Here is a 20,215-nt window from a genome sequence, read left to right as displayed (position 1 = left end):
GGGGAGATATGACAATGAGAGCGGAATCGGTCGGCGGCCTGCTGGGGGCAATCGTCGCCGCTGTCGTGCTTGCGGCAGCCTTCTACTATGTTCCCGTCGGGCCGATGGCCCGTCAGATGCAGCCGGCCAAGGTCGAGGTGCCGCCCACGCCGGTGCAGACGGTTCCGGTGGCTCCGGCCGTACGCGGACCCGTGGTCCGGGAGGTTCCGAACTAGGCCGGCCAGGGACCCCTTGCAATCCTGCCGAGGTACCCCATTTTGGTCGGGACGGTGACGTCGAGCTGTAACGGCTCCGGCACCGAGACGACCACGGCAGAGCGGTTGCGCCGGATGTACGCGCGCCCTTTGTTTGTGGTCGTTGGCATTTTGGGCCGCCCGTTCGGCAGCGGTGCACGCCGGCACCACAGTCCGGGCTTTTTGCGCCTTCCTTCAGCCGTTGCGCTTGGCAGTGTGGAACGCGGCAGATATACGCATCCGCACCATGAACGATGTCCTCCGACCGGCCATGCCCGCGCCGCCGCAAACCGCTGATATTCCGATCGTTTCGGTGGTCGTGCCGACCTTCAACGAGCGCGACAATGTCACCACGCTGTACCGGCGGCTGGAGGCGGCGTTCAAGGATGTGCCGTGGGAGGTGGTGTTCGTCGACGACAACTCCCCGGACGGCACCTGGCAGGTGGTGCGCGAATTGTCGCGCAGCGACAAACGCGTCCGCTGCGTCCGCCGAGTCGGCCGGCGCGGCCTGTCCGGCGCCTGCATCGAGGGCATCCTGGCCGCCAGCGCGCCCTTTGCCGCCGTGATCGACGCCGATCTGCAGCATGACGAGACCCAGCTGCCGAAGATGCTGTCGCTGCTGCAGAGCGGTGCGGCCGAGCTCGTCGTCGGCAGCCGCTACATCGAGGGCGGCAGCGCCGCGAGCTTCGACAGCAAGCGGGCGGGGGCCAGCGCCTTCGCCACCGAGATCGCGCGCCGCGCGCTCAAGGTCGAGGTCAACGATCCCATGAGCGGCTTCTTCATGATCCGCCGCGACCGCTTCGAGGCGATCGCGCCGAAGCTCTCCACGCAGGGCTTCAAGATCCTGCTCGACATCATCGCCAGCGCCGAGGGTGGTCTGAAGACGGTCGAGGTGCCCTATACGTTCGGCTCGCGCCTGCACGGCGAGAGCAAGCTCGACTCGATGGTCGCGCTCGACTTCCTCGGCCTCGTGCTGGCCAAGATGACCAACGACGTGGTGTCGCTGCGCTTCCTGTTGTTCGCGATGGTCGGCGGCACCGGCCTGGTGGTCCATCTCGCCACGCTGTTCCTCGGTCTCAATTTGTTCGACCTTCCGTTCGCGGAGTCGCAGGCGCTCGGCGCCTTCGTCGCGATGACCTCGAACTTCATCCTCAACAACTTCCTCACCTATCGCGACCAGCGGCTGAAGGGCTTTGCCATCCTGCGTGGCCTGCTCGTCTTCTATCTGGTCTGCTCGGTCGGCCTGCTGGCCAATGTCGGCGTCGCCTTCTCGGTCTATGACCAGGAGCCGATCTGGTGGCTGGCGGGCGCCGCCGGCGCGCTGATGGGCGTGGTCTGGAATTACGCGATCTCCGGATTGTTCGTCTGGCGCAAGCGATGACATCTGCGGCAGGTGCCGACGACGCCCGGCTGGTCCGCAATGTCTGGCTGACCATCGCGGGCCTCGTCGTTGTCAGGCTGATCGCGGCCGCGGTCACGTCGATCACCTTCGACGAAGCCTATTACTGGATGTGGTCGAAGCATCTCGCGGGCGGCTATTACGACCACCCGCCGATGGTTGCGGTCGTGATCCGGCTGGGCACCTTGATCGCCGGCGACAGCGAGCTCGGCGTGCGCCTCGTCTCGATCCTGCTCGGCCTGCCGATGAGCTATGCGGTCTATCGCTCCGCCGAGATCCTGTTCGGCGGCGTGCGCGTGGCGGCGACCGCGGCGCTGCTGCTCAACGTCACGCTGATGGCGGCGGTCGGCACGCTGATCGTGACCCCCGACGCGCCGCTGCTGGTCGCCTCCAGCTTCGTGCTTTTCTTCTGCGCCAAGGTGCTGGAGACGGGGAGAGGCGCGTGGTGGCTCGCGGTCGGCGCAGCCGTCGGTGCGGCGCTGCTGTCGAAATACACCGCGATGTTCTTCGGCGCGGCGATCCTGATCTGGCTCGTCGCCGTGCCGAAACTGCGCCATTGGCTGGCCTCGCCCTGGCCCTATCTCGGCGGCCTCGTGGCATTCGCGCTGTTCGCGCCGGTGATCCTGTGGAATGCCGATCACCAATGGGTGTCGTTCATCAAGCAGCTCGGCCGTGCCAGGGTCGAGGCGGTCAGGCCTGTCTACATCGCCGAGATCATCCCGACGCAGTTCGCCTTTGCGACGCCGCTGGTGTTCATCCTCGGCCTGATGGGCCTCTACGGCCTGGCCCGGCGCAGGGCAGGGGATGCGGCGGCGCGCGTCCTGATCGAGGCGATGGTCTGGGTCATCGTCGCCTATTTCGTCTGGCATTCGCTGCATGCCCGGGTCGAGGCCAACTGGTTCGCGCCGGTCTATCCGGCGTTCGTGGTGGCTGCCGCGGCGGCGGCCCATCTCGTCGCCTGGTCGGCGCGCGAGCAGCGCACCGCGACCTTCTGTCTGCGCTGGGCCGTGCCCGTCGGCGTCGTGATGTTCGTCGCGCTGATCGTGCAGGCCAACACGGGCCTGCTGTCCGGCTACCGGCGCGATGCCACGGTGCGCAGCGTCGGCGTCGGCTGGCGGCCGCTGGCTGCCGAGATCGAGGCGGCGCGGGTGCGCGCCGACGCGTCCTGCGTGCTGGCGATGGATTATGGCACCACCGCCTGGCTGTCGTTCTATCTGCCGCCGGGGACCTGCGTGCTGCAGCCGATCCAGCGCATCCGCTGGGCCAATTTCCCGGAGCCGGATCCGGCCAAGCTCGCGGGCACGCAGCTGTTCGTCGACGAGGCCCAGATCGCGACGCGGGTCTACGTCAGCAACACGTTCGGCCGCATCGAGAAGGTCGGCGAGGCCGCGCGCAAGCGCGGGTCCTTGACCATCGAGACCTACGCCTTCTACGCGCTCAGCGAGCCGAAGGGCGATCTCCTCGACCGCACGCCGCCGCCGGAGCTGCAGCGCTGACACGCGCCTCAGGCCTGCTGCGGAATGATGTCCGCCAGCGCCTTGTCCCCGCCGTGGATCGCGACCATGTTGATGTCGGCGTCGATGGTCTTGTAGCCGCGGCGATCGAACCATTGCCGCAACTGGTCGGCATCGGTCTTGATCTTCTCGACCAGCATGATCGGCGTGCAGCGTTCGATCGTCGCCGCCGCACCTTCGAGCGCCTCGAGCTCCATGCCCTCGACGTCGAGCTTGATCAGGTCGCAACGCGGCAGGTTGAAATCGTCCAGCGGAAGCTTGCGCACCTCGACCGTGTCGTTCTCATAGTCGATGGCCTGGCCAATGAACTCGGTGTTGGGACGCTGGCGCAGCTCGAGGCTGCCGAAGCTCGACGGGGTCAGATAGTTCGGGCTCGGGATGTTGAGCACGCCGCGCTCGGAGGATACCGCGGCATGGATCGCAATCGCGTTGAAGCAGTTGTTGATCGCGATATTGCCGGCGAGCGCGTAGTAGATCCGCTCCTGCGCCTCGATCGAGAGCACGGATCCCCAGCCGGTCATCGCCTTCGCCCATTCGATCGTGTGGACGCCGATATTGGCGCCGCAGTCGATCGCGACCGCGCCGTCCCCATGGTGCCTGCGGCGCACGCCGAGCAGGCGGACGGCCAGCTGCACCTCTCCCGGATCGAAGGCGCCGGTGTTGAGGATCTGGAAGCCGACGCCGTAGCCGCGGTTGGCGTCGATCATGCGATAGTCGAGCCGGTTGACGATCATCGTACCTTGATTGGTCGAGGCCAGCACGAAGGCCAGCTTCCGGCCGGGGATCTGCATGGAGAGGTCCTCTCGTGTCGTCTTGGCCGGGAGCGGACGCGGTACGATTCGCCGACGGCGTGTCGCAGAGAATCGTCCCGTACCATACTGTCGCCAGCGGCCACAGCGCCTGTAACTCCGGGTTGCTACGGATGCGCTTGTCGCGCACCCGGCCTGCCGGAGCAGGGGCTTTCGACTGGCGAGACCTGTGGCCTTTACCTCGTCAGCGCACGCATACGAGAGATCATCGATCGCTCGCCGCCGCCCCGGCCCAATCGTTAACGCGGCGTGCGCTGTTTTACGGATCGGCGCGACCGACGGATGCTGCCTCTCCCGATTTTTCCGGTACGGCAATATTGCCTCCGGCTGCAGTTTTGCCCTGTTTCTGCCCTGTTTGCCGGCAAAACAGGCCCTGATGGTTAACCCGCCTCTAATCCGCCAAAACTTAATCAGCATTTAACTAAAAGTCGCCTTAATGAAGCTCTGTGCTTCTGCGAGATGCAAAGCGGGTGTCCGTGGCGCATCGAGCGAGAGTTGTCGAGTATTCGTTCGGGCGTGAGTGAATGAGTAACAGTCGAGCTGCGTTGGCCGCACGAAATCGCAGGAAGTCCTCCCTGATCGCGTTCTCTCACAAATTGATCGGTGGCGCGGCAATCGCATGCCTGATCGGGGGCTGCGCCGTAACGGTCTATACCAAGATCATCGCGGCCGACGCTTATCCGACCCTGGGCAGCATCGAGCAGGATGAGCCCGTCGTGCGCCCGGCGCCGCGGCTTGCGACGCGCAGCGCCTCCGATGCTGTGGGTGAGGCCTTCTCGGCATTCCCGGAATCTCCGCCCGTCACCACGGCCGCCGCCATCACGCCGCAGATGTTCAACGACCGCTTCGGCGCGGCCGTGCCGCAGGGCGTCGCCTCCAACGCCGCGAACGGCGCGCCGCCGCTGCCCAAGCTCGCCGAAGCCGCGCCCAAGCAGATCGAGACCAGGCAGATCGAGACCAAGTCGGCCGAGGCCAAGCCGGCCGAGCCTGCGAAGGTCGCCGAGGCGTCGAAGAAGGATGCCCGGCCGCCGATGCAGTTGGCGCTCGCCAACACCAGGCCGGCCGCGCAGCCCGCGACGCCGGCGCAGGCTGCCGAGGCCAATGCGCCGAAGAGCAGCGGCTTCTCGCTGCGCGCGATGACCGAGCGTGCCAAGGCGGCGGTGCTGTCGATCGCGGGTGAGCGCCACTCGATCCAGGAAAAGCTCTGGGGCAAGCCGGAGAACCAGGATGGCGGGCTCCTGGCCTATGCCTCGGCTGATTCCAACATCACTGCCAGCATCGCCAAGGATCCGACCCGCGGCGGCCGGCCGCCGTACGATTTGAGCACGGCCGTGTACGACATCTCGGCCAAGGCGGTGTATCTGCCCGACGGCACCAAGCTCGAGGCGCATTCCGGCCTCGGCGACAACCTCGACAAGCCGAGCTCGGAGAAGATCAAGATGCGCGGCGTCACCCCGCCGCACATCTACGAGCTGAAGCCGCGCGAGGCGCTGTTCCATGGCGTGCCGGCGCTGCGGCTCAACCCGATCGGCGGCGAGGACGCCATCCACGGTCGCAACGGCCTGCTCGCGCACACCTTCATGCTCGGCCCGAACGGCGACTCCAACGGCTGCGTCTCGTTCCGCGACTACTATGCGTTCCTCGATGCCTACAAGAACAAGGGCATCCGCAAGCTCGCCGTGCTCGCCCGCATCGAGTGAGCCGGACGGGAGGCGTTGAGGTGGGATCTGCATGGTCGCCCTCACACACTCAGCAGTAGTTCCGAACTGTAGGGCGTGCAAAGGTGCGCCGTGATTCCCGTCGCACGAGTGCTATATCGCTAACTACTACGCTGCGCGATACAGCGCCCTCTCCCCTTGTGGGAGAGGGCGCATTCACTTGCAGCGCTCGTCCGATCTCCCAATCTCCAAGAGCACGCACTTTTAGAGCTACAAGATCGAGAATCCGCCGGCTGCCGTGCAGTCACGAGCGCACGATTTCTGATGCGGCTTCGGGATCGGCGTCGCTCCGGGCGACCGCTTCATGCGATCGCACGGAAAGAAGGGAAAACGGATACACAGCTCGAACACTCCTGGACACGACATCGCATTCTCGCGGCGAACGACGCCCGAGGCTTGCCAGCGACGTCGCCCTCGAAAATCAGGAGAGGGCGCGGGGAATGCCGGGTGAGGGCCTCACCCATGGCCCGCCTGCAACAAAGAAAGCAGGCGGCAGTCACCACAGGTTCAGCCGCATCATCCGGCATTCCCCGCGCGATGGACCTACGGCTTATACGTGGTCTCCCTGGTGCGCCGGGCTTTCTGGCCACCATCGGTCGGAGCATTCGTCTCCCTCGACCTTGACACCAGCATCGGGGTGTCAGGACATCACGACTTCGCCGTGCGCGCCGGATCGTTCGTCCGCATGATCAGATCACGCTGCAACCCGACGCGCCCACCGCATCCCGCCCTCCACGTTCATGACGATCGCGAAGCGCCCCTCTCATGAGGGCGGGACCGGCATAGAATGCATGATTTCCGATTTTTGGAAACAAGAAAATGCGGGGCACAGGAGGCGAGCGGGGCGATCTGATTGACCCGGCTCAACAAATCAGCCTTCGCGCGCGCGCGTCTTCGATCGTTCGAGCGGGCGACAGTGCTCTTGTCGTGCGCGAAAATGCGCAACTGATTTGCCCGACGAGCAGTCCGGCTGTTGCAGATCCGTCGCATTGCGGAAGCCGGCAACGTCATCGCTTCACGCTTTGGTCTTGACGGTTTCGGAAAATTCTGCGCATAGCTCTGCCCCATCGCAATCGGCCGCCGATCATCACCGGCGCGCTCTTGAGGACTACGACCGTGTTGAGCCTACGCTCACATCTCGCGAACGCCGCCACCAACGAACGACCCTTTAATCGGTCGAGCGATTGGTCGGGTCTGCGCGTCGCCTGTCAGGGTCCAAGCGATCTCGTGAAAATCCTGGCCCGACCGGGGCTCCAGATTTCAGCAAGAGCATAACAGCGGCGGGACTGCACCCTCCGCGCACCAAGCGGAGGGTTGGATGACCCGGACGTCAGGCGAAGATCCCGAGACTTGCGACATTGCGCGCGCACTGGATTCACCGGTGGCAGCAGCTTTCGTGCGCATCGTCATGACGTGCCGAGGCGTGACCGAGGCGCGCGCGCGGCAGCTCTATCTCGACTACCTCAATCGCACCGATCCGGACGCGTTTCATCCGCACGCGGTGGACGGCGGGCGCGATGGCCGGCGAGCGTCGAGCGGTGCGCCGGGTAGACCATGAGGCCCATGTCCCCATCTGGCGAAGGGACCGGACCGTCGATCCGGGAAGGCGGGTTCGATTCCCGCCATGGGCGCCAGAACGACCAGGCGGTTGAAGCGAAGAGAGGAGGTCGACGATGTCAGCAACAAATCCGGCGCTGGTTCTCAACGCCGACTTCCAGCCGCTGAGCTACTTCCCGCTGTCAGTGGTCAGCTGGGAGGATGCGATCAGGGTAGTCGTCAGCGGCTCTCACGTCGTCGTCGCGGAATACGACCGGGTCGTTCGTAGCCCGAGCGTCACCATGCGGCTGCCGGCGGTGATCGCGCTGCGCAACTACGTCAGGCCCGCGATGCGCGTGCCTTTCACGCGGTTCAACGTGTTCCTGCGCGATCGCTTCGAATGTCAGTATTGCGGCGGCCGCTATCTGCACGGCGAGTTGACGTTCGACCACGTGGTACCGCGGGCCGATGGCGGCGAGACGTCGTGGACCAACATCGTCGCCGCTTGCAGTCCATGCAACGCGCGCAAGGACCGGCGCTATCTCAAGCCGCGACGGCCGCCCTTCGAGCCGACGCGGCACGAGCTGATGGCCGCGCAGCGCCTGTTTCCGCCGAGATTCCTGCACGAGACGTGGCAGGATTATCTCTATTGGGACGTGGAGCTGGAGCGGTGAGGAGAGGTGGCCCAGATGAGCGTGCGCCGAGGTCCAACGGGCCTCGGCGTAAGCGACATCCGGGCTACGAAATTGCGTCGCCCGCATTTGCATGCGAGCGACGTCGTTATGAGTAGATCGATATGTAGACGATTAGTTACGGAATGAGATCGTTCGAAAATAATCGATGTCTACGTCTTGCGCGTGCCGTTGATTGTGTGTAGTAGCACGGTCCTTCGTGATGACTTTGGTTCGGGCTCGCTGAAATCCCGACTGGCGCGGCCGGTGTCCGGTCCCGTGTTCCGTCGTCGCAAAGAACAAGGAGTCTGTAGCTCATGGAGAGCGTCGGGTTGAAGGCCCGAAGGCATCGGTTCGATTCCGATCGACACCACCAAAGGATAGCTCAGTTAGGTAGAGCAGATGACTGTGAATCATCGGGTCGCGGGTTCGACTCCCGCTCCAGCGCTTCGGTTTAGCCTGAAAAGCTAATCGCCTCTGACGAGGACCGGACGCGCGCTTCAGTCGCGGTCCGGCCGTTTTGCCCAAGAAGAAAGTTCTAGGGCATTTCGACCAGATCAAGACACTGCAGAACCGGCTCTGTGCCGCGGTGGATACCGCGTCTGAAGATGCCGGGAAGGCTGCGCAAGGACGCTCGGGCTGATAGCTCGTGTGACCGCGCGCGTGCGCCCGGCATCGTCAGATGCTCAAGCCTCGGTCCGCTCGGTTCACGCAGGAAGCGTCGTCCGGTCCTCACGTCCTTTGATCAATGAATCGCGTTTCGGCCGATGGGCCGGACGCAAGCTGTGGGAGTGTGTTGTGACTTGGCATCTGGTGACGAAGACCGTGACGGTGGAGGATGGCGAGCGGGCGCTGGTGTGGCGTGACGGCCAGCTCGTGCGCGTGCTCGGTCCTGGCCGTCATGCGCTGCTCGATCCGCTGCACCGGCTGATGGTGCAAGTGTACGACGTGGTCAGGGCCGAATACCCGGCCGAGCGCTACGCGGTGCTGAAGGCCGCGCGGCCCGATCTCGCCGCCGAACTCTTCGAGGCCGTGGAGACCGGCGCGAACGAGATCGCGATCGTCAGCCTCGACGGCCGGCCGACGCATCTGCTCACGCCGTGGCAGACACGTGTCTACTGGAAGGTGGCGACGCAGGTCGAGGTCGAGCGCATCGACATCGCAAGCGACGTGCGTGTGAGCGCGCGGCATCTGGCGATGATCGAGCGTAACCGGCCGAGCGTTGTGACCGAGGTCGTGGTCGAGAACCACGAGGCCGGTCTGCTCCATGTCGACGGCAAGCTGACGGAGCGGCTGGCGCCGGGCCGGCACGCCTTCTGGGCGGTCGGCCGCAAGATCGAGGTCAAGCGCCTGGATATGCGGCCCACGGTGCTGGAGATCACCGCGCAGGAGATGCTGACCAAGGATCGCATCGCGCTGCGGGTGACGCTCACGGCGTTCCGGCGGATTGCCGACGCGGAGGCGGCTGTCGCGACCACGCCCGATGTGGATGCGTGGCTGTACCGGCTGGTGCAGTTCGCGATCCGCGAGGCGGTGGCGTCACGCACGCTCGACGAGGTGCTGGCCGCCAAGGCCTCGCTCGATGCCGAGCTGCGCGACTACGTGCGCGCGCGGCTCGGCGGCTCGGGCGTGGAGGTGACGGAGCTCGGCGTGAAGGACGTGATCCTGCCCGGCGAGATCCGCGAGCTCGTCAACAAGGTGGTGGAGGCGGAGCGGCTGGCCAAGGCCAACCTGATCCGTCGCCAGGAGGAGACCGCGGCGACGCGCTCGCTCCTGAACACCGCCAGGCTGATGGAGGAGAACCCGCTGCTGCTGCGGCTCAAGGAGCTGGAGTCGCTGGAGCGCCTGGTCGAGAAGGTCGGCCGCATCGACCTGCATGCCGGCGACGGCGCCGGCCTCGATGCGCTGCTGACGCGGTTGGTCCGGCTGAAGGCGCCGGATGCGGCGTGACCGATAAGAGAGGCCGCCCACGGGCGGCTTCCAATCTCATGGAGGAGCGAGCGATGACTGATATCACCTGGCGAGCCGACAACATCGAGACGATCTCGAATTTCTTCGGCGCTGCTGAGTGCGAGGAATACATTCGCATGGGTGAATCGATGGGGTTCGAGGCGGCGACTTTGTTTGCGCCTCGCGGCGTGAAGGATCATCGCAACAACGACCGCGTGATCGTTGACGATGCCGATCGTGCACGAGAGCTCTACGAGCGGCTCGCCGTGCATCTGGCGCCCTCGTTTCAGCATCGCTGGACGCCGGTCGGGCTGAACGAACGGTTGCGACTTTATCGCTACGACGTCGGACAAAAGTTCGACTGGCATCGCGACGGTCATTTCGAGCGCGACAATGGCGAGCGCAGCCAGTTCACCTTCATGGTCTATCTCAACGATGACTTCGAGGGTGGCAGAACGTCGTTTTGCGACGACACAGGTCGGATGCCGGACGGTCCTTTGCTCATCACGCCGGAGAGGGGCATGGCGCTGCTGTTCCAGCACCCGATCATGCATCGTGGTGATCCCGTGACGAAGGGCCGCAAATACGTGCTGCGGACCGACGTGATGTATCGGCGGAACGTTTAGCCCGCACGAGCGTCAGCGACATGCGGGTTCTCCGGCGAAGCTCGTGAGCCCCCCCCGGATGTCGCTCCCGCCTGCGCCCTCGCGGACGGAGCCGTCGGCTCATCGGCGCTGCGTTCGTACGAACGTGACGTCGTCGACCAGTGGAGGGAGCCGCCCACGGGCGGCATCCCGCGAGGTGAACGCAGGTGGATCGGGGCACGACAAAGCTCCGGCTGGACATGTGAGAGTAGCAAGATGATCGACGGAAACACCCTGATCGCCTGGGGCTTCAAGCCCGGTCGCTGGTTCAAGGAGGGACTGGCGACGGCCAATGCGATGCGGGCCGATGGCGCCGATGATGACGCGATCTTCGCCGCGCTGCAGGAACTGCAGCCGGCGGAGACGCTGATGCGCACCAACGGCGTGCCGTTCGCGATGCTGATCGAGGCCGACAACGAGCTGGAGCGCGCCAATGTCGCGGCGGTGACCCAGCACATGGATGCGTTGATGCGGGTGCCGACCATCGTAGCCGGCGCCGTGATGCCGGACGCCTGTCCGTCGGGAACGGCGCTCGGCACCATCCCGGTCGGCGGCGTGGTCGCCTGTGAGGACGCGATCCATCCGGGCTTCCATTCCTCCGACATTTGCTGCTCGGTGGCGGTGACGGTGTTCGCGCGCAAGGACGATCCCAAGCGCATTCTCGATGCGGTTCACGCCGTGACCCATTTCGGTCCCGGCGGACGCGACCGGCTGCATCAGCCGCCCGACGAGGTGATGGCAGGGTTCGAGGCCAATCCCTTCCTGAAGGGGCTCGAGCGCTTCGCGATCGGCCACTTCGCCACGCAGGGCGACGGCAACCACTTCGCCTATGTCGGCCATCTCAGGTCGACCGGGCAGGCGGCGCTGGTGACGCATCACGGCTCGCGCGGCTTCGGCGCACAGCTCTACAAGCGCGGCATGGCGGTGGCGAAGCGGCACACCGCGATCCATGCGCCGAAGGTCCCGGAGCACAGCGCCTGGATCAAGGCGTCGAGCGACGACGGCCGCGCCTATTGGGAGGCGTTGCAGGTCGCGCGGCTGTGGACCAGGGCCAATCACCACGCGATTCACGATCTCGCTGCGGCGAAGCTCGGCAACGCCGTCGCCGACCGGTTCTGGAACGAGCACAACTTCGTCTTCCAGAAGAGCGACGGCCTGTTCTACCACGGCAAGGGGGCGACGCCGAACTGGTCCGGCTTCTCGGCTGACGATGACGGACGCACGATCGTGCCGCTCAACATGGCCGAGCCGGTGCTGATCCTGAAGCATCGCGACAACAAGGATGCGCTCGGCTTCGCGCCGCACGGCGCTGGCCGCAATCTCGGTCGGAAGGCGTTTTTGCGCGCGCATCGCCCGGAGATGCCCGAGGGCATCGATGCGCGGTTCTATTGCGGCAAGCCTGATTTGTCGGAGCTGCCGCAGGCCTACAAGAACGCGGCGTCGGTACGGGCGCAGATCGCACGCTACGGCCTCGGCGAGGTGACCGACGAGGTGATCCCTTACGGCTCGATCATGGCCGGTGACTGGGAAGCCGACGCGCCGTGGCGGAAGGGGCGGTGAAGACTCCAAATCGGTGAGGTCGCCCACGGGCGGCCTCCTGTTGACGGGGCGGCAGGCGCCGGAGGTGATCAGCGGCCGCGTGGCCGCCGGTTCATTTGGCGATTGCGCATGGCCGGGCCTTCCATCATCCTCAGGCTGTGAAGAAGGGGGGAGACGCGATGACGAGCCTGGATGCGGGTGCAATCGGGCCGAAGCGCGAGCCGTGGTGGGCGATCGCGGCGATCTTCATCGCGGGCTTCGCGCTGCTGAGCCTGCTGCTGGCCTCGCCGGTGCTGATCCGCTCCTTCCTGTATCAGCCGTTCAACATTCCTTCATCCTCGAACATTCCAACGCTTCGCGTCGGCGATGTCTTCTTCGTGTCGAAATATCCCTACGGCTACAGCCGCTTCACTTGGCCGTTGTCATGGCCTTCCTCGTTGCCGCCGTCGGCGCGTATCTGGGGCGCGACACCTGCGCGCGGTGATGTCGTCGCGTTCTTCCTGCCGAAAGACAATGCGACCGTCTATATCAAGCGCGTCGTCGGACTGCCCGGCGATCGCGTCCAGATGAAGGACGGAGTGCTCTACATCAACGATACGGCCGTCGAGCGGGAGCGCGTCGAGGATCTGACCGGAGAGGCGGCCTGCGGGGGCGATGCGAACGAGCGCGTCACGCGCTGGCGCGAGACCTTGCCGAATGGCGTGAGCTACGAGACGCTGGATTGCGTCAGCCACGGCTTCTTCGACAACACCAACGTCTTCGTTGTGCCGGACGGCCGGCTGTTCATGCTCGGCGACAACCGCGACAACTCGACCGACAGCCGCGTCCTGTCCCAGATCGGCTATGTGCCGATCGAGAACGTGATCGGCCGCGCCGCCATGATCTTTTTCTCCGCCGCCCGCGCCGAGAAAGGCGAGCCGGGCCGGATCCGTTTCGAGCGGATCGGGACGATGGTGAAGTAGGGCGGACGCGAACCCGTAGCCCCGCATGAGCGAAGCGACATGCGGGATCACCGGCGCGGTTCGTGAGACCCCGGATGTCGCTTCCGCCCGCGCCCTTCGGGATGCGGCGTGCGCTCATCCGAACTACGCATTGAATGCATCGGGGCACGAGCCCGAAACCGAGGCTGGCGATTCGACAATTCCAGTACAAACGAAAACCCCGGCATCGCTGCCGGGGTTTTGCAATTGTCGTCTGCGACGAAGCGTCGGACTTAGAAGTCCATGCCGCCCATGCCGCCGCCCGGAGGCATCGCGGGGCCGCCGGCGTTCTTCTTCGGCAGCTCGGCGACCATGGCTTCGGTCGTGATCAGCAGCGCAGCCACGGAGGCGGCGTTCTGGATCGCGGCGCGAACCACCTTGGTCGGGTCGATGATGCCCTTGGAGACCAGGTTGCCGTACTCGCCGGTCTGGCTGTCGAAGCCATAGGCGTACTGGTCCTTCTCCAGGATCTTGCCGACGATGACCGAGCCGTCCTCGCCCGCGTTGATCGCGATCTGGCGGGCCGGGGCGGAGAGCGCCTTGCGCACGATCTCGATGCCGGTCTTCTGGTCGTCGTTCTTGGTGCGCAGGCCCTTGAGCTGCTCGGACGCCCGGAGCAGGGCGACGCCGCCGCCCGGCAGGATGCCTTCCTCGACAGCCGCGCGGGTCGCATGCATCGCGTCATCCACGCGATCCTTGCGCTCCTTGACCTCGACCTCGGTCGCGCCGCCGACGCGGATCACCGCGACGCCGCCCGCGAGCTTGGCCAGACGCTCCTGCAGCTTCTCACGGTCGTAGTCCGAGGTGGTCTCCTCGATCTGCGCCTTGATCTGCTGAACGCGCGCCTCGATGTCGGCCTTCTTGCCGGCGCCGTTGACGATCGTGGTGTTCTCCTTGTCGATCATCACCTTCTTGGCGCGGCCGAGCATGGAGAGGTTGACGTTCTCGAGCTTGATGCCGAGATCTTCCGAGATCGCCTGGCCGCCGGTCAGGATCGCGATGTCCTGCAGCATGGCCTTGCGGCGATCGCCGAAGCCCGGAGCCTTGACGGCCGCGACCTTCAGGCCGCCACGGAGGCGGTTGACGACGAGCGTAGCCAGCGCCTCGCCCTCGACGTCCTCGGCGACGATGACCAGCGGCTTGCCGGTCTGCACCACGGCCTCGAGCAGCGGCAGCAGCTCGTTCAGCGACGACAGCTTCTTCTCGTTGATCAGGATGTAGGCGTCATCCATCTCGACGCGCATCTTGTCGGCGTTGGTGACGAAGTAGGGCGAGATGTAGCCGCGGTCGAACTGCATGCCCTCGACGACGTCGAGCTCGGTCTCGAGCGACTTGGCTTCCTCGACGGTGATGACACCCTCGTTGCCGACCTTCTTCATGGCGTCGGCGAGGAACTTGCCGATCTCGGCGTCGCCGTTGGCGGAGATGGTGCCGACCTGGGCGATCTCGTCGTTCGACGTGACCTTCTTGGAGTTCTTGACGAGGTCGGCAACGACCGCCTCGACCGCGAGGTCGATGCCGCGCTTCAGATCCATCGGGTTCATGCCGGCGGCAACCGCCTTGGCGCCTTCGCGCACGATGGCCTGGGCCAGCACGGTCGCGGTGGTGGTGCCGTCGCCGGCCGCATCAGCGGACTTCGAGGCGACCTCGCGCACCATCTGCGCGCCCATGTTCTCGAACTTGTCGTCGAGCTCGATCTCCTTGGCGACGGTGACGCCGTCCTTGGTGATGCGCGGCGCGCCGAACGACTTGTCGAGGACGACGTTGCGGCCCTTCGGACCGAGCGTGACCTTGACGGCATTGGCGAGGATGTCCACGCCGCGCAGCATGCGGTCGCGAGCGTCGACGCCGAACTTTACGTCTTTTGCTGACATATTGGGTTTCCCTGAGTTGAATTGGTCGTCTCACCCTGGACAGGGCGCCCGCAGGCGCTCCTCAGGGTGAGCGTTGAGCGGGTTGGCTTAGGCGGCCTTCTTCTTCGACGCGGTGTCGGTGAGCACGCCCATGATGTCGCTTTCCTTCATGATCAGCAGCTCGTGGCCGTCGATCTTGACCTCGGTGCCCGACCACTTGCCGAACAGCACGCGATCACCGACCTGGACGTCGAGCGGGACCAGCTTGCCGCTCTCGTCGCGGGCGCCCGGGCCCACCGCGATCACTTCGCCCTGCGAGGGCTTTTCCTTGGCCGAGTCGGGGATGATGATGCCGCCAGCGGTCTTCTCTTCGGCGTCGATGCGCTTGACCACGACGCGGTCGTGAAGCGGACGGAAAGCCATACAGTCCTCCTAAGCTATTGAGGCGATTGTCAGTTTCTGGAAATTTGGCAGTCGGCGCCGGCGAGTGCCAGCACGCAGGCTGGATTTAGGGGAGAGCATTCAGCCGGGCAAGGGCTTGTAGCAGAAAAATTAGCAGTCAACTGCGGGCTCTGCCAAAGCGTTCCGATAGCGTTAACGGGAGCGGAACGAACCATGAAACCCCGTATTAGCACCTGGGCTAAGTGGCTGCTAATGCAGCATTTTTCAACATGTCGTTAAACATTTAAGCTTGAGATGGGTTGAGGACATGCGTCACATTTCTAGGCAGTGAGCGCATCTTTGCCGGGTGGCTCCATCCCGGATAGCCACACGGACATGCGCTCCAGAAACGGAGGTTGGCATGGTGTCGAAGGTTGAGGTTTCCGAGGACTTTCGGAAACAGGTGCTGGGTTACGGGCTGACGACGGCGCAGATCCTGTATCGGATGCCGGACCATCGCTCGCTGCTGCAGACCTATGTCTGGCAGAACTACGACCTGTTTCCGAAATTCCCGGCGCTGCAGGACTTCCTGGCGTTCTGGCAGGAGAAGATCGAGGGTCCGCTGTATTCGGTCACGGTGGCGCATTCCAAGCTCATCAAGCCGGCCGAGCTGCGTGCCGTCGACGGCGTCTTCCGGCTGCATTGAGGCTGACAGCCACCGCTGCCGCCTCATGACCGGTGTCATTCCGGGGCGCGCGAAGCGCGAGCCCGGAATCCATCGGGCGGCAGAACGCGCGGAGGAATGGAATCCGGGCTCGTGCTTCGCACGCCCTGGAATGACGACCTTTGTTGGAGCGGCTGCTGGGACTCTCCAATATGTGCTACCCTCGCGACGAGGATACGCAGGGAGAGCACCATGGCCACCAAGAGCCGGACGACCAAGCCCGCATCACGCGCCGCCGCCAAGTCAGCGGCGCTGAAGACCGGCAAGAGCAGCAAGGCGACGGCGAAGGCCGTTACGAGAACTAGCGCCAAGCCGCTGGCGAAGACGCCCGCCAAGCCGGGCCGGGCGGCTGCGCCGTCGGCGCGCAAGGCGCTGGCGAGCAAGGGGCGACCAGCGCCGGCGCCGCGCCGCCGCAAACAGAAGGTCGCGATCAGCCATCACCGCGAGGAGGACTTCAAGGCCGACGGCCTGCGCGCTTATGCCCATTACCGCGACCTCGGCATCGCTGACGCGACGCACGGTTTGGCGCGCGCGCATGTCATCCGCATGCTGCCGCCGTGCAATCCGCAGGAAGTCTCCAAGCTGCACACCCATGCGGTCGACTTCCAGATGGTCTATGTGCTCAAGGGCTGGGTGAAGAGCTACCTCGAAGGCGTCGGCGAGACGCTGATGCAGGAGGGCAGCTGCTGGACCCAGCCGCCGAAGATCCGGCACATGATCCTCGACTATTCCGACGACGTCGAGCTGCTGGAAGTGATCCTGCCGGCCGACTTCAAAACCGTCGAACTGTCGACGTAAAGCCGACAGAAATGGATGGAAACATTTGCGTGCGATGGACGGCGGTCCCATCGCGCGTGTGTGTTGACATCCGGTCTCGCGTCACTGGGACGGATGGGCCGGCGACGAATCCGTAAGAGGTGTTCGCCGCGGGCTTGCGTAAAGGCGTACCCGTCCCGTTGCCGCGCTTCGTCGTCCAGTTCGCTCCCACGATCCCGCGCGCGCCTCGCACGCGCGCATCGACGCAGCCCCGCTTCGCCAGCGCGGGCGCCGGCTCGGCTTCGGGTGTAGGACATCGCGAGGACATCGACTGGCTGCGCGCCATCGCGGTGCTCTCCGTCGTCGCATTCCATTTCGAGGCGCCGGCGATCTTCGGCGGCTTCGTCGGCGTCGACATCTTCTTCGTCATCTCCGGCTACCTGATCACCGGCATCATCGCCGCGGAGATCGGGGCGGGCCGCTTCTCGTTCGTCCAATTCTACGAGCGGAGGGGGCGGCGGCTGCTGCCGGCGCTCTACGCCATGGTGGCGTTCGCGGCGCTCCCGGCGTCGCAGGACATGCTGGGCTCCGAGCGCGCCGAATTCTTCCGTTCCGCGGCCGCCGTCGTCACCTTCACTTCGAACGTCTTCTTCTGGCAGCAGTCGGGCTATTTCGACCACGCCGCGGTGGAGAAGCCGCTGCTGCACGCCTGGTCGCTCGCGGTCGAGGAGCAGTTCTATCTGGTGCTGCCGATCGTGGTCTGGGCCGTGTTGCTGATAGCGCGCGGCCGCAGGCTGGCGCTGACTTTCACGCTGGCGCTGCTGGCTGCCGGCTCGTTCGCGCTCGGTTTGCTGCTGATGCGCGAGGGCGCGTCCGCGAGCGCATTCTTCCTCAGCCCGCCGCGCGCCTGGGAATTCCTGCTCGGCAGCCTGGTCGCGATATCCGGCCTTCGCGCACCGCGGCCTGGTCTCGCACGGCGCGGCGCCCGCGCGCTGTCGCTGCTGCTGATGGCGGTGCCGATTCTGGCGCTGCGCCCCGGACCGGGTTTCCCCGGCGTCGACGCGCTGGCGCCATGCCTTGGTGCCGCGCTGTTCCTGTGGAGCGGCGCCGGCGTGGCCAACGTGCCGCGTAGCCCGCTATCGCCGCTCGGCGTGGCGGCGTTCTTCGGCCGCATTTCCTATTCGCTGTATCTGTGGCACTGGCCGTTGTTCGCCTTCGCGCGCTTCGCCAAGCCCGGCCTCGCGCTCGACGGCTGGGAGCGGGTGGCGTTGTTCGCGCTCACGGTCGCAGTCGCCACGCTGTCCTGGCGCTTCATCGAGCAGCCGTTCCGCCATCGCAAACTCGCAGTGACCCCGCGCGCGGCCTTCGGTCTTGCGGCGCTGGCAAGCCTGCTGCTGCTGGCCGGCAGCGGCGTGGGTCTGTTGCGCGCCGGCGCCGTGTCGGACGCCGACCGCGCGGCGCAGCGGCTGGACGCCTACAACGCCTACGACATGAAGCCGGTCTATCGCTACGGCACCTGCTTCACGACGCCGGACGGGCGCGTGCCCGAGGATTGTCTCCGTCCAGTGCCTGGCAAGACCAACTTGCTGCTGTGGGGCGACAGCTTTGCTGCGCACTACTACCACGGCCTCAAGGCCGAGCTCGATCCGGACACCGTCAACATCATGCAGGCGAGCCAGCCCACCTGCATGCCGACCTTCAACGCGGAGACGCAGGGCGTGGCCGCCTGCCGCGCGCTGGCGGCCCAGATGCGCGACTACTTCGCGGCGCACCGGCCCGATCTGGTGGTGATGTCAGCAGATTGGCTCGAAGATGCCCGATCGCCGCGCTTTGCCGGAATGGTGCGCGACCTCAGGTCGACCCTGTCTCGGCTCAGTGATGCCGGCATTCCGGTGGTGCTGCTCGGTCCCTCCGTGCAATTCCGGGCGCGGCTGCCCTCGATGCTGGCGCGCGCCACCTTGCGCGGCATGGCGTCGGATCCCGTTGCGTTCGTCCGATCCGATATCTTTGCGCTGGATCAGGCGATGCAGGCGGCGCTGTCGACGAGCGAAGGCCTGTCCTACATCTCGATCCTGTCGGCGGTCTGCGAGAACGGACGCTGTCCGCTCACGGTCGGAGACGTCCCGCTGTCGTTCGACCACGCGCATCTCACGGCGGCGGGCTCGCAGCTCGTGATGGCCTGGATCGCGCCGCTGCTTCTCCCGAAGACGACCGAGCTCAGCTCACGTCAGCAGGCCGACGATCGCACCCATCAGGCAGGTGGTGAGGGTGCCCGAGACGATTGATTTCAGGCCGAGCGCGTTGATCTCGTCGCGCCGGGTCGGCGCCATGGTGCCGAGGCCGCCGATCATGATGCCGAGGCTGGCGAAGTTGGCGAAGCCGCACATCGCGTACAGCATGATCAGCCGCGCGCGCGGATCGAGCGCGCCTGCATCGAGCTTGGCCAGCTCGACATAGGCGATCAGCTCGTTCAGCACCGTCTTGGTGCCCATCAGGCTGCCGGCCGTGACGGCCTCCGACCACGGCAGGCCCATCAGCCAGCACACCGGCGCCATCACGAGGCCGAGCAGCCGCTGCAGCGAGATGTCGGCGCCGCCGATGGCGGGCAAGAGCGACAGGATCGCGTTGGCGAGATGCACCAGCGCGACCAGCACCAGCAGTAGCGCCACGATGTTCATCAGGAGTTCGAGCCCGGCGCTGGTGCCCTTGACGATCGCGTCCATGGTCGAGGTAGCCTGAGTCCCGGGATCGCCGAGCGCGCCGCCGGTGAGCTGCTTCGACGTCTCCGGCACCATGATCAGGCTGACCAGGATCGACGCCGGCGCGCCGAGCACCGAGGCGATAACGAAATGCGCGGCGGCATCCGGAATCAGTGGCGCCAGCAGCGTGGCGTAGAGCACCAGCACGGTGCCGGCGATGCCGGCCATGCCGCCGGTCATGACGAGAAACAATTCGCTGCGCGTCATCTGCGCCAGATACGGCCGGATGAACAGCGGCGCTTCGACCATGCCGAGGAAGACATTCGCGGCGGTCGACAGGCCGACCGCGCCGCCGACGCCGAGGGTGCGCTCCAGCAGCCAGGCCATGCCGCGCACCAAGGGCGGCAGCACGCGCCAGTAGAACAAGAGCGTCGTGAGCACGCTCATGACCAGCACGATCGGCAGCGCCTGGAAGGCGAGCACGAAATCGGCACCGGGTGCCTTCAGCTCGAAGGGCAGGGCGCCGCCGCCGACATAGCCGAAGACGAAGGAGGTGCCGGCCCGGGAGGCCGACGAGATGGCGCCCACGACGTCGTTGATGGCGCCGAACGCGCGGGCGACCGCAGGCACCTTGAGCAGGACAATGGCCGTCACGAGCGTCACCACCAGCCCGAGCCCGGCCTGCTTCAACGACACCGCGCGCCGGTTTTCACCGAGCGCCCATGCGATCGCGAGCAGTGCGATTATCCCGAACGCCGATTGCAGCTGAAGCATCAGATCCCCCGAACCCCGTTTCATTATGGGCGCAG

The 20,215-nt window shown here is 65.7% G+C and carries 17 protein-coding genes and 3 tRNA genes; 16 read left to right on the top strand and 4 right to left on the bottom strand.

What is annotated here, in order from left to right; translation table 11 throughout:
• Positions 1–14 precede the first annotated feature (14 nt).
• From QX094_RS31365 to QX094_RS31355, 3 genes are all read left to right on the top strand, one after another.
• Complete coding sequence (locus QX094_RS31365; RefSeq protein ID WP_315714746.1) at positions 15–215, top strand: hypothetical protein; 201 nt, start codon at positions 15–17, stop codon at positions 213–215.
• 265 nt (positions 216–480) lie between these two features.
• Complete coding sequence (locus QX094_RS31360; RefSeq protein WP_316164460.1) at positions 481–1,614, top strand: glycosyltransferase family 2 protein; 1,134 nt, start codon at positions 481–483, stop codon at positions 1,612–1,614.
• On the top strand, positions 1,611–3,128 hold the full coding sequence (locus QX094_RS31355; RefSeq protein WP_316185292.1) for a glycosyltransferase family 39 protein: 1,518 nt from the start codon (positions 1,611–1,613) through the stop codon (positions 3,126–3,128). Before QX094_RS31360 ends, QX094_RS31355 begins: the two co-directional genes overlap by 4 nt.
• A gap of 8 nt (positions 3,129–3,136) precedes the next feature.
• Here the strand turns inward: QX094_RS31355 and QX094_RS31350 are convergent, their stop codons facing one another.
• A complete protein-coding gene (locus QX094_RS31350; RefSeq protein ID WP_315749389.1) occupies positions 3,137–3,937 on the bottom strand; it encodes an FkbM family methyltransferase in 801 nt (266 codons plus the stop codon).
• 542 nt (positions 3,938–4,479) lie between these two features.
• On the opposite strand from QX094_RS31350, the gene QX094_RS31345 reads away from it, so the two are divergent.
• The 10 genes from QX094_RS31345 to lepB all read left to right on the top strand — a co-directional run bounded on the left by QX094_RS31345 (position 4,480) and on the right by lepB (position 12,975).
• A complete protein-coding gene (locus QX094_RS31345) occupies positions 4,480–5,655 on the top strand; it encodes a DUF2778 domain-containing protein (protein WP_316185295.1) in 1,176 nt (391 codons plus the stop codon).
• A gap of 1,399 nt (positions 5,656–7,054) precedes the next feature.
• A complete protein-coding gene (locus tag QX094_RS31340) occupies positions 7,055–7,231 on the top strand; it encodes a hypothetical protein (protein WP_315749393.1) in 177 nt (58 codons plus the stop codon).
• A 1-nt stretch (position 7,232) separates the two neighbouring features.
• Positions 7,233–7,307, top strand: a tRNA-Asp gene (locus QX094_RS31335).
• 39 nt (positions 7,308–7,346) lie between these two features.
• Positions 7,347–7,883 (top strand): HNH endonuclease, encoded by a 537-nt coding sequence (locus QX094_RS31330; protein WP_316185297.1) that lies wholly within the window; start codon positions 7,347–7,349, stop codon positions 7,881–7,883.
• 300 nt (positions 7,884–8,183) lie between these two features.
• Positions 8,184–8,256, top strand: a tRNA-Phe gene (locus tag QX094_RS31325).
• Positions 8,257–8,258: 2 nt separating this feature from the next.
• A tRNA-His gene (locus QX094_RS31320) sits at positions 8,259–8,324 on the top strand.
• Positions 8,325–8,678: 354 nt separating this feature from the next.
• Positions 8,679–9,830 carry a slipin family protein gene (locus QX094_RS31315; RefSeq protein ID WP_316170273.1) on the top strand — a complete coding sequence of 384 codons (1,152 nt, stop codon included), beginning with the start codon at positions 8,679–8,681 and terminating at the stop codon, positions 9,828–9,830.
• Between the two features lie 53 nt (positions 9,831–9,883).
• On the top strand, positions 9,884–10,456 hold the full coding sequence (locus QX094_RS31310) for a 2OG-Fe(II) oxygenase (RefSeq protein ID WP_316185299.1): 573 nt from the start codon (positions 9,884–9,886) through the stop codon (positions 10,454–10,456).
• A gap of 234 nt (positions 10,457–10,690) precedes the next feature.
• A complete protein-coding gene (locus QX094_RS31305) occupies positions 10,691–12,034 on the top strand; it encodes an RtcB family protein (protein ID WP_315749400.1) in 1,344 nt (447 codons plus the stop codon).
• Positions 12,035–12,192: 158 nt separating this feature from the next.
• Positions 12,193–12,975: a signal peptidase I gene (gene lepB, locus QX094_RS31300; RefSeq protein WP_316185302.1), complete on the top strand. Its 783-nt coding sequence runs from the start codon at positions 12,193–12,195 to the stop codon at positions 12,973–12,975.
• Positions 12,976–13,226: 251 nt separating this feature from the next.
• Here lepB and groL read toward each other — a convergent pair whose 3' ends face one another.
• Both groL and groES read right to left on the bottom strand, forming a co-directional pair.
• Complete coding sequence (groL, locus tag QX094_RS31295) at positions 13,227–14,867, bottom strand: chaperonin GroEL (protein ID WP_315714737.1); 1,641 nt, start codon at positions 14,865–14,867, stop codon at positions 13,227–13,229.
• 87 nt (positions 14,868–14,954) lie between these two features.
• Positions 14,955–15,269 (bottom strand): co-chaperone GroES, encoded by a 315-nt coding sequence (gene groES, locus QX094_RS31290; RefSeq protein ID WP_315714736.1) that lies wholly within the window; start codon positions 15,267–15,269, stop codon positions 14,955–14,957.
• Between the two features lie 379 nt (positions 15,270–15,648).
• Between groES and QX094_RS31285 the strand changes: the two genes are divergently transcribed.
• The 3 genes from QX094_RS31285 to QX094_RS31275 all read left to right on the top strand — a co-directional run bounded on the left by QX094_RS31285 (position 15,649) and on the right by QX094_RS31275 (position 18,992).
• The gene (locus tag QX094_RS31285; RefSeq protein ID WP_315714735.1) at positions 15,649–15,933 is read left to right on the top strand and encodes an usg protein; all 285 of its coding nucleotides are present in this window, start codon (positions 15,649–15,651) and stop codon (positions 15,931–15,933) included.
• Between the two features lie 210 nt (positions 15,934–16,143).
• Positions 16,144–16,749 (top strand): cupin, encoded by a 606-nt coding sequence (locus QX094_RS31280; RefSeq protein ID WP_315749404.1) that lies wholly within the window; start codon positions 16,144–16,146, stop codon positions 16,747–16,749.
• A gap of 134 nt (positions 16,750–16,883) precedes the next feature.
• Positions 16,884–18,992, top strand: coding sequence for an acyltransferase family protein (locus tag QX094_RS31275; protein WP_316188432.1), 2,109 nt, complete (start codon positions 16,884–16,886; stop codon positions 18,990–18,992).
• On the opposite strand, the gene QX094_RS31270 is transcribed toward QX094_RS31275, so the two are convergent.
• Positions 18,930–20,180 carry a NupC/NupG family nucleoside CNT transporter gene (locus tag QX094_RS31270; protein WP_316175558.1) on the bottom strand — a complete coding sequence of 417 codons (1,251 nt, stop codon included), beginning with the start codon at positions 20,178–20,180 and terminating at the stop codon, positions 18,930–18,932. The genes QX094_RS31275 and QX094_RS31270 overlap by 63 nt on opposite strands.
• Positions 20,181–20,215 lie beyond the last annotated feature (35 nt).

It is taken from the genome of Bradyrhizobium sp. SZCCHNS1050 (assembly GCF_032484785.1).
Classification (GTDB): Bacteria; Pseudomonadota; Alphaproteobacteria; order Rhizobiales; family Xanthobacteraceae; genus Bradyrhizobium.
This window is presented reverse-complemented; position numbering and strand designations above follow the sequence as displayed.

What these genes read in the sequence shown, in the direction of transcription:
- QX094_RS31365 (WP_315714746.1), top strand. Translation starts at nt 15, where the DNA reads ATGAGAGCGGAATCGGTCGGCGGCCTGCTGGGGGCAATCGTCGCCGCT.
- QX094_RS31360 (WP_316164460.1), top strand. Translation starts at nt 481, where the DNA reads ATGAACGATGTCCTCCGACCGGCCATGCCCGCGCCGCCGCAAACCGCT.
- QX094_RS31355 (WP_316185292.1), top strand. Translation starts at nt 1,611, where the DNA reads ATGACATCTGCGGCAGGTGCCGACGACGCCCGGCTGGTCCGCAATGTC.
- QX094_RS31350 (WP_315749389.1), bottom strand. Translation starts at nt 3,937, where the DNA reads ATGCAGATCCCCGGCCGGAAGCTGGCCTTCGTGCTGGCCTCGACCAAT.
- QX094_RS31345 (WP_316185295.1), top strand. Translation starts at nt 4,480, where the DNA reads ATGAGTAACAGTCGAGCTGCGTTGGCCGCACGAAATCGCAGGAAGTCC.
- QX094_RS31330 (WP_316185297.1), top strand. Translation starts at nt 7,347, where the DNA reads ATGTCAGCAACAAATCCGGCGCTGGTTCTCAACGCCGACTTCCAGCCG.
- QX094_RS31310 (WP_316185299.1), top strand. Translation starts at nt 9,884, where the DNA reads ATGACTGATATCACCTGGCGAGCCGACAACATCGAGACGATCTCGAAT.
- QX094_RS31305 (WP_315749400.1), top strand. Translation starts at nt 10,691, where the DNA reads ATGATCGACGGAAACACCCTGATCGCCTGGGGCTTCAAGCCCGGTCGC.
- lepB (WP_316185302.1), top strand. Translation starts at nt 12,193, where the DNA reads ATGACGAGCCTGGATGCGGGTGCAATCGGGCCGAAGCGCGAGCCGTGG.
- groL (WP_315714737.1), bottom strand. Translation starts at nt 14,867, where the DNA reads ATGTCAGCAAAAGACGTAAAGTTCGGCGTCGACGCTCGCGACCGCATG.
- groES (WP_315714736.1), bottom strand. Translation starts at nt 15,269, where the DNA reads ATGGCTTTCCGTCCGCTTCACGACCGCGTCGTGGTCAAGCGCATCGAC.
- QX094_RS31285 (WP_315714735.1), top strand. Translation starts at nt 15,649, where the DNA reads ATGGTGTCGAAGGTTGAGGTTTCCGAGGACTTTCGGAAACAGGTGCTG.
- QX094_RS31280 (WP_315749404.1), top strand. Translation starts at nt 16,144, where the DNA reads ATGGCCACCAAGAGCCGGACGACCAAGCCCGCATCACGCGCCGCCGCC.
- QX094_RS31270 (WP_316175558.1), bottom strand. Translation starts at nt 20,180, where the DNA reads ATGCTTCAGCTGCAATCGGCGTTCGGGATAATCGCACTGCTCGCGATC.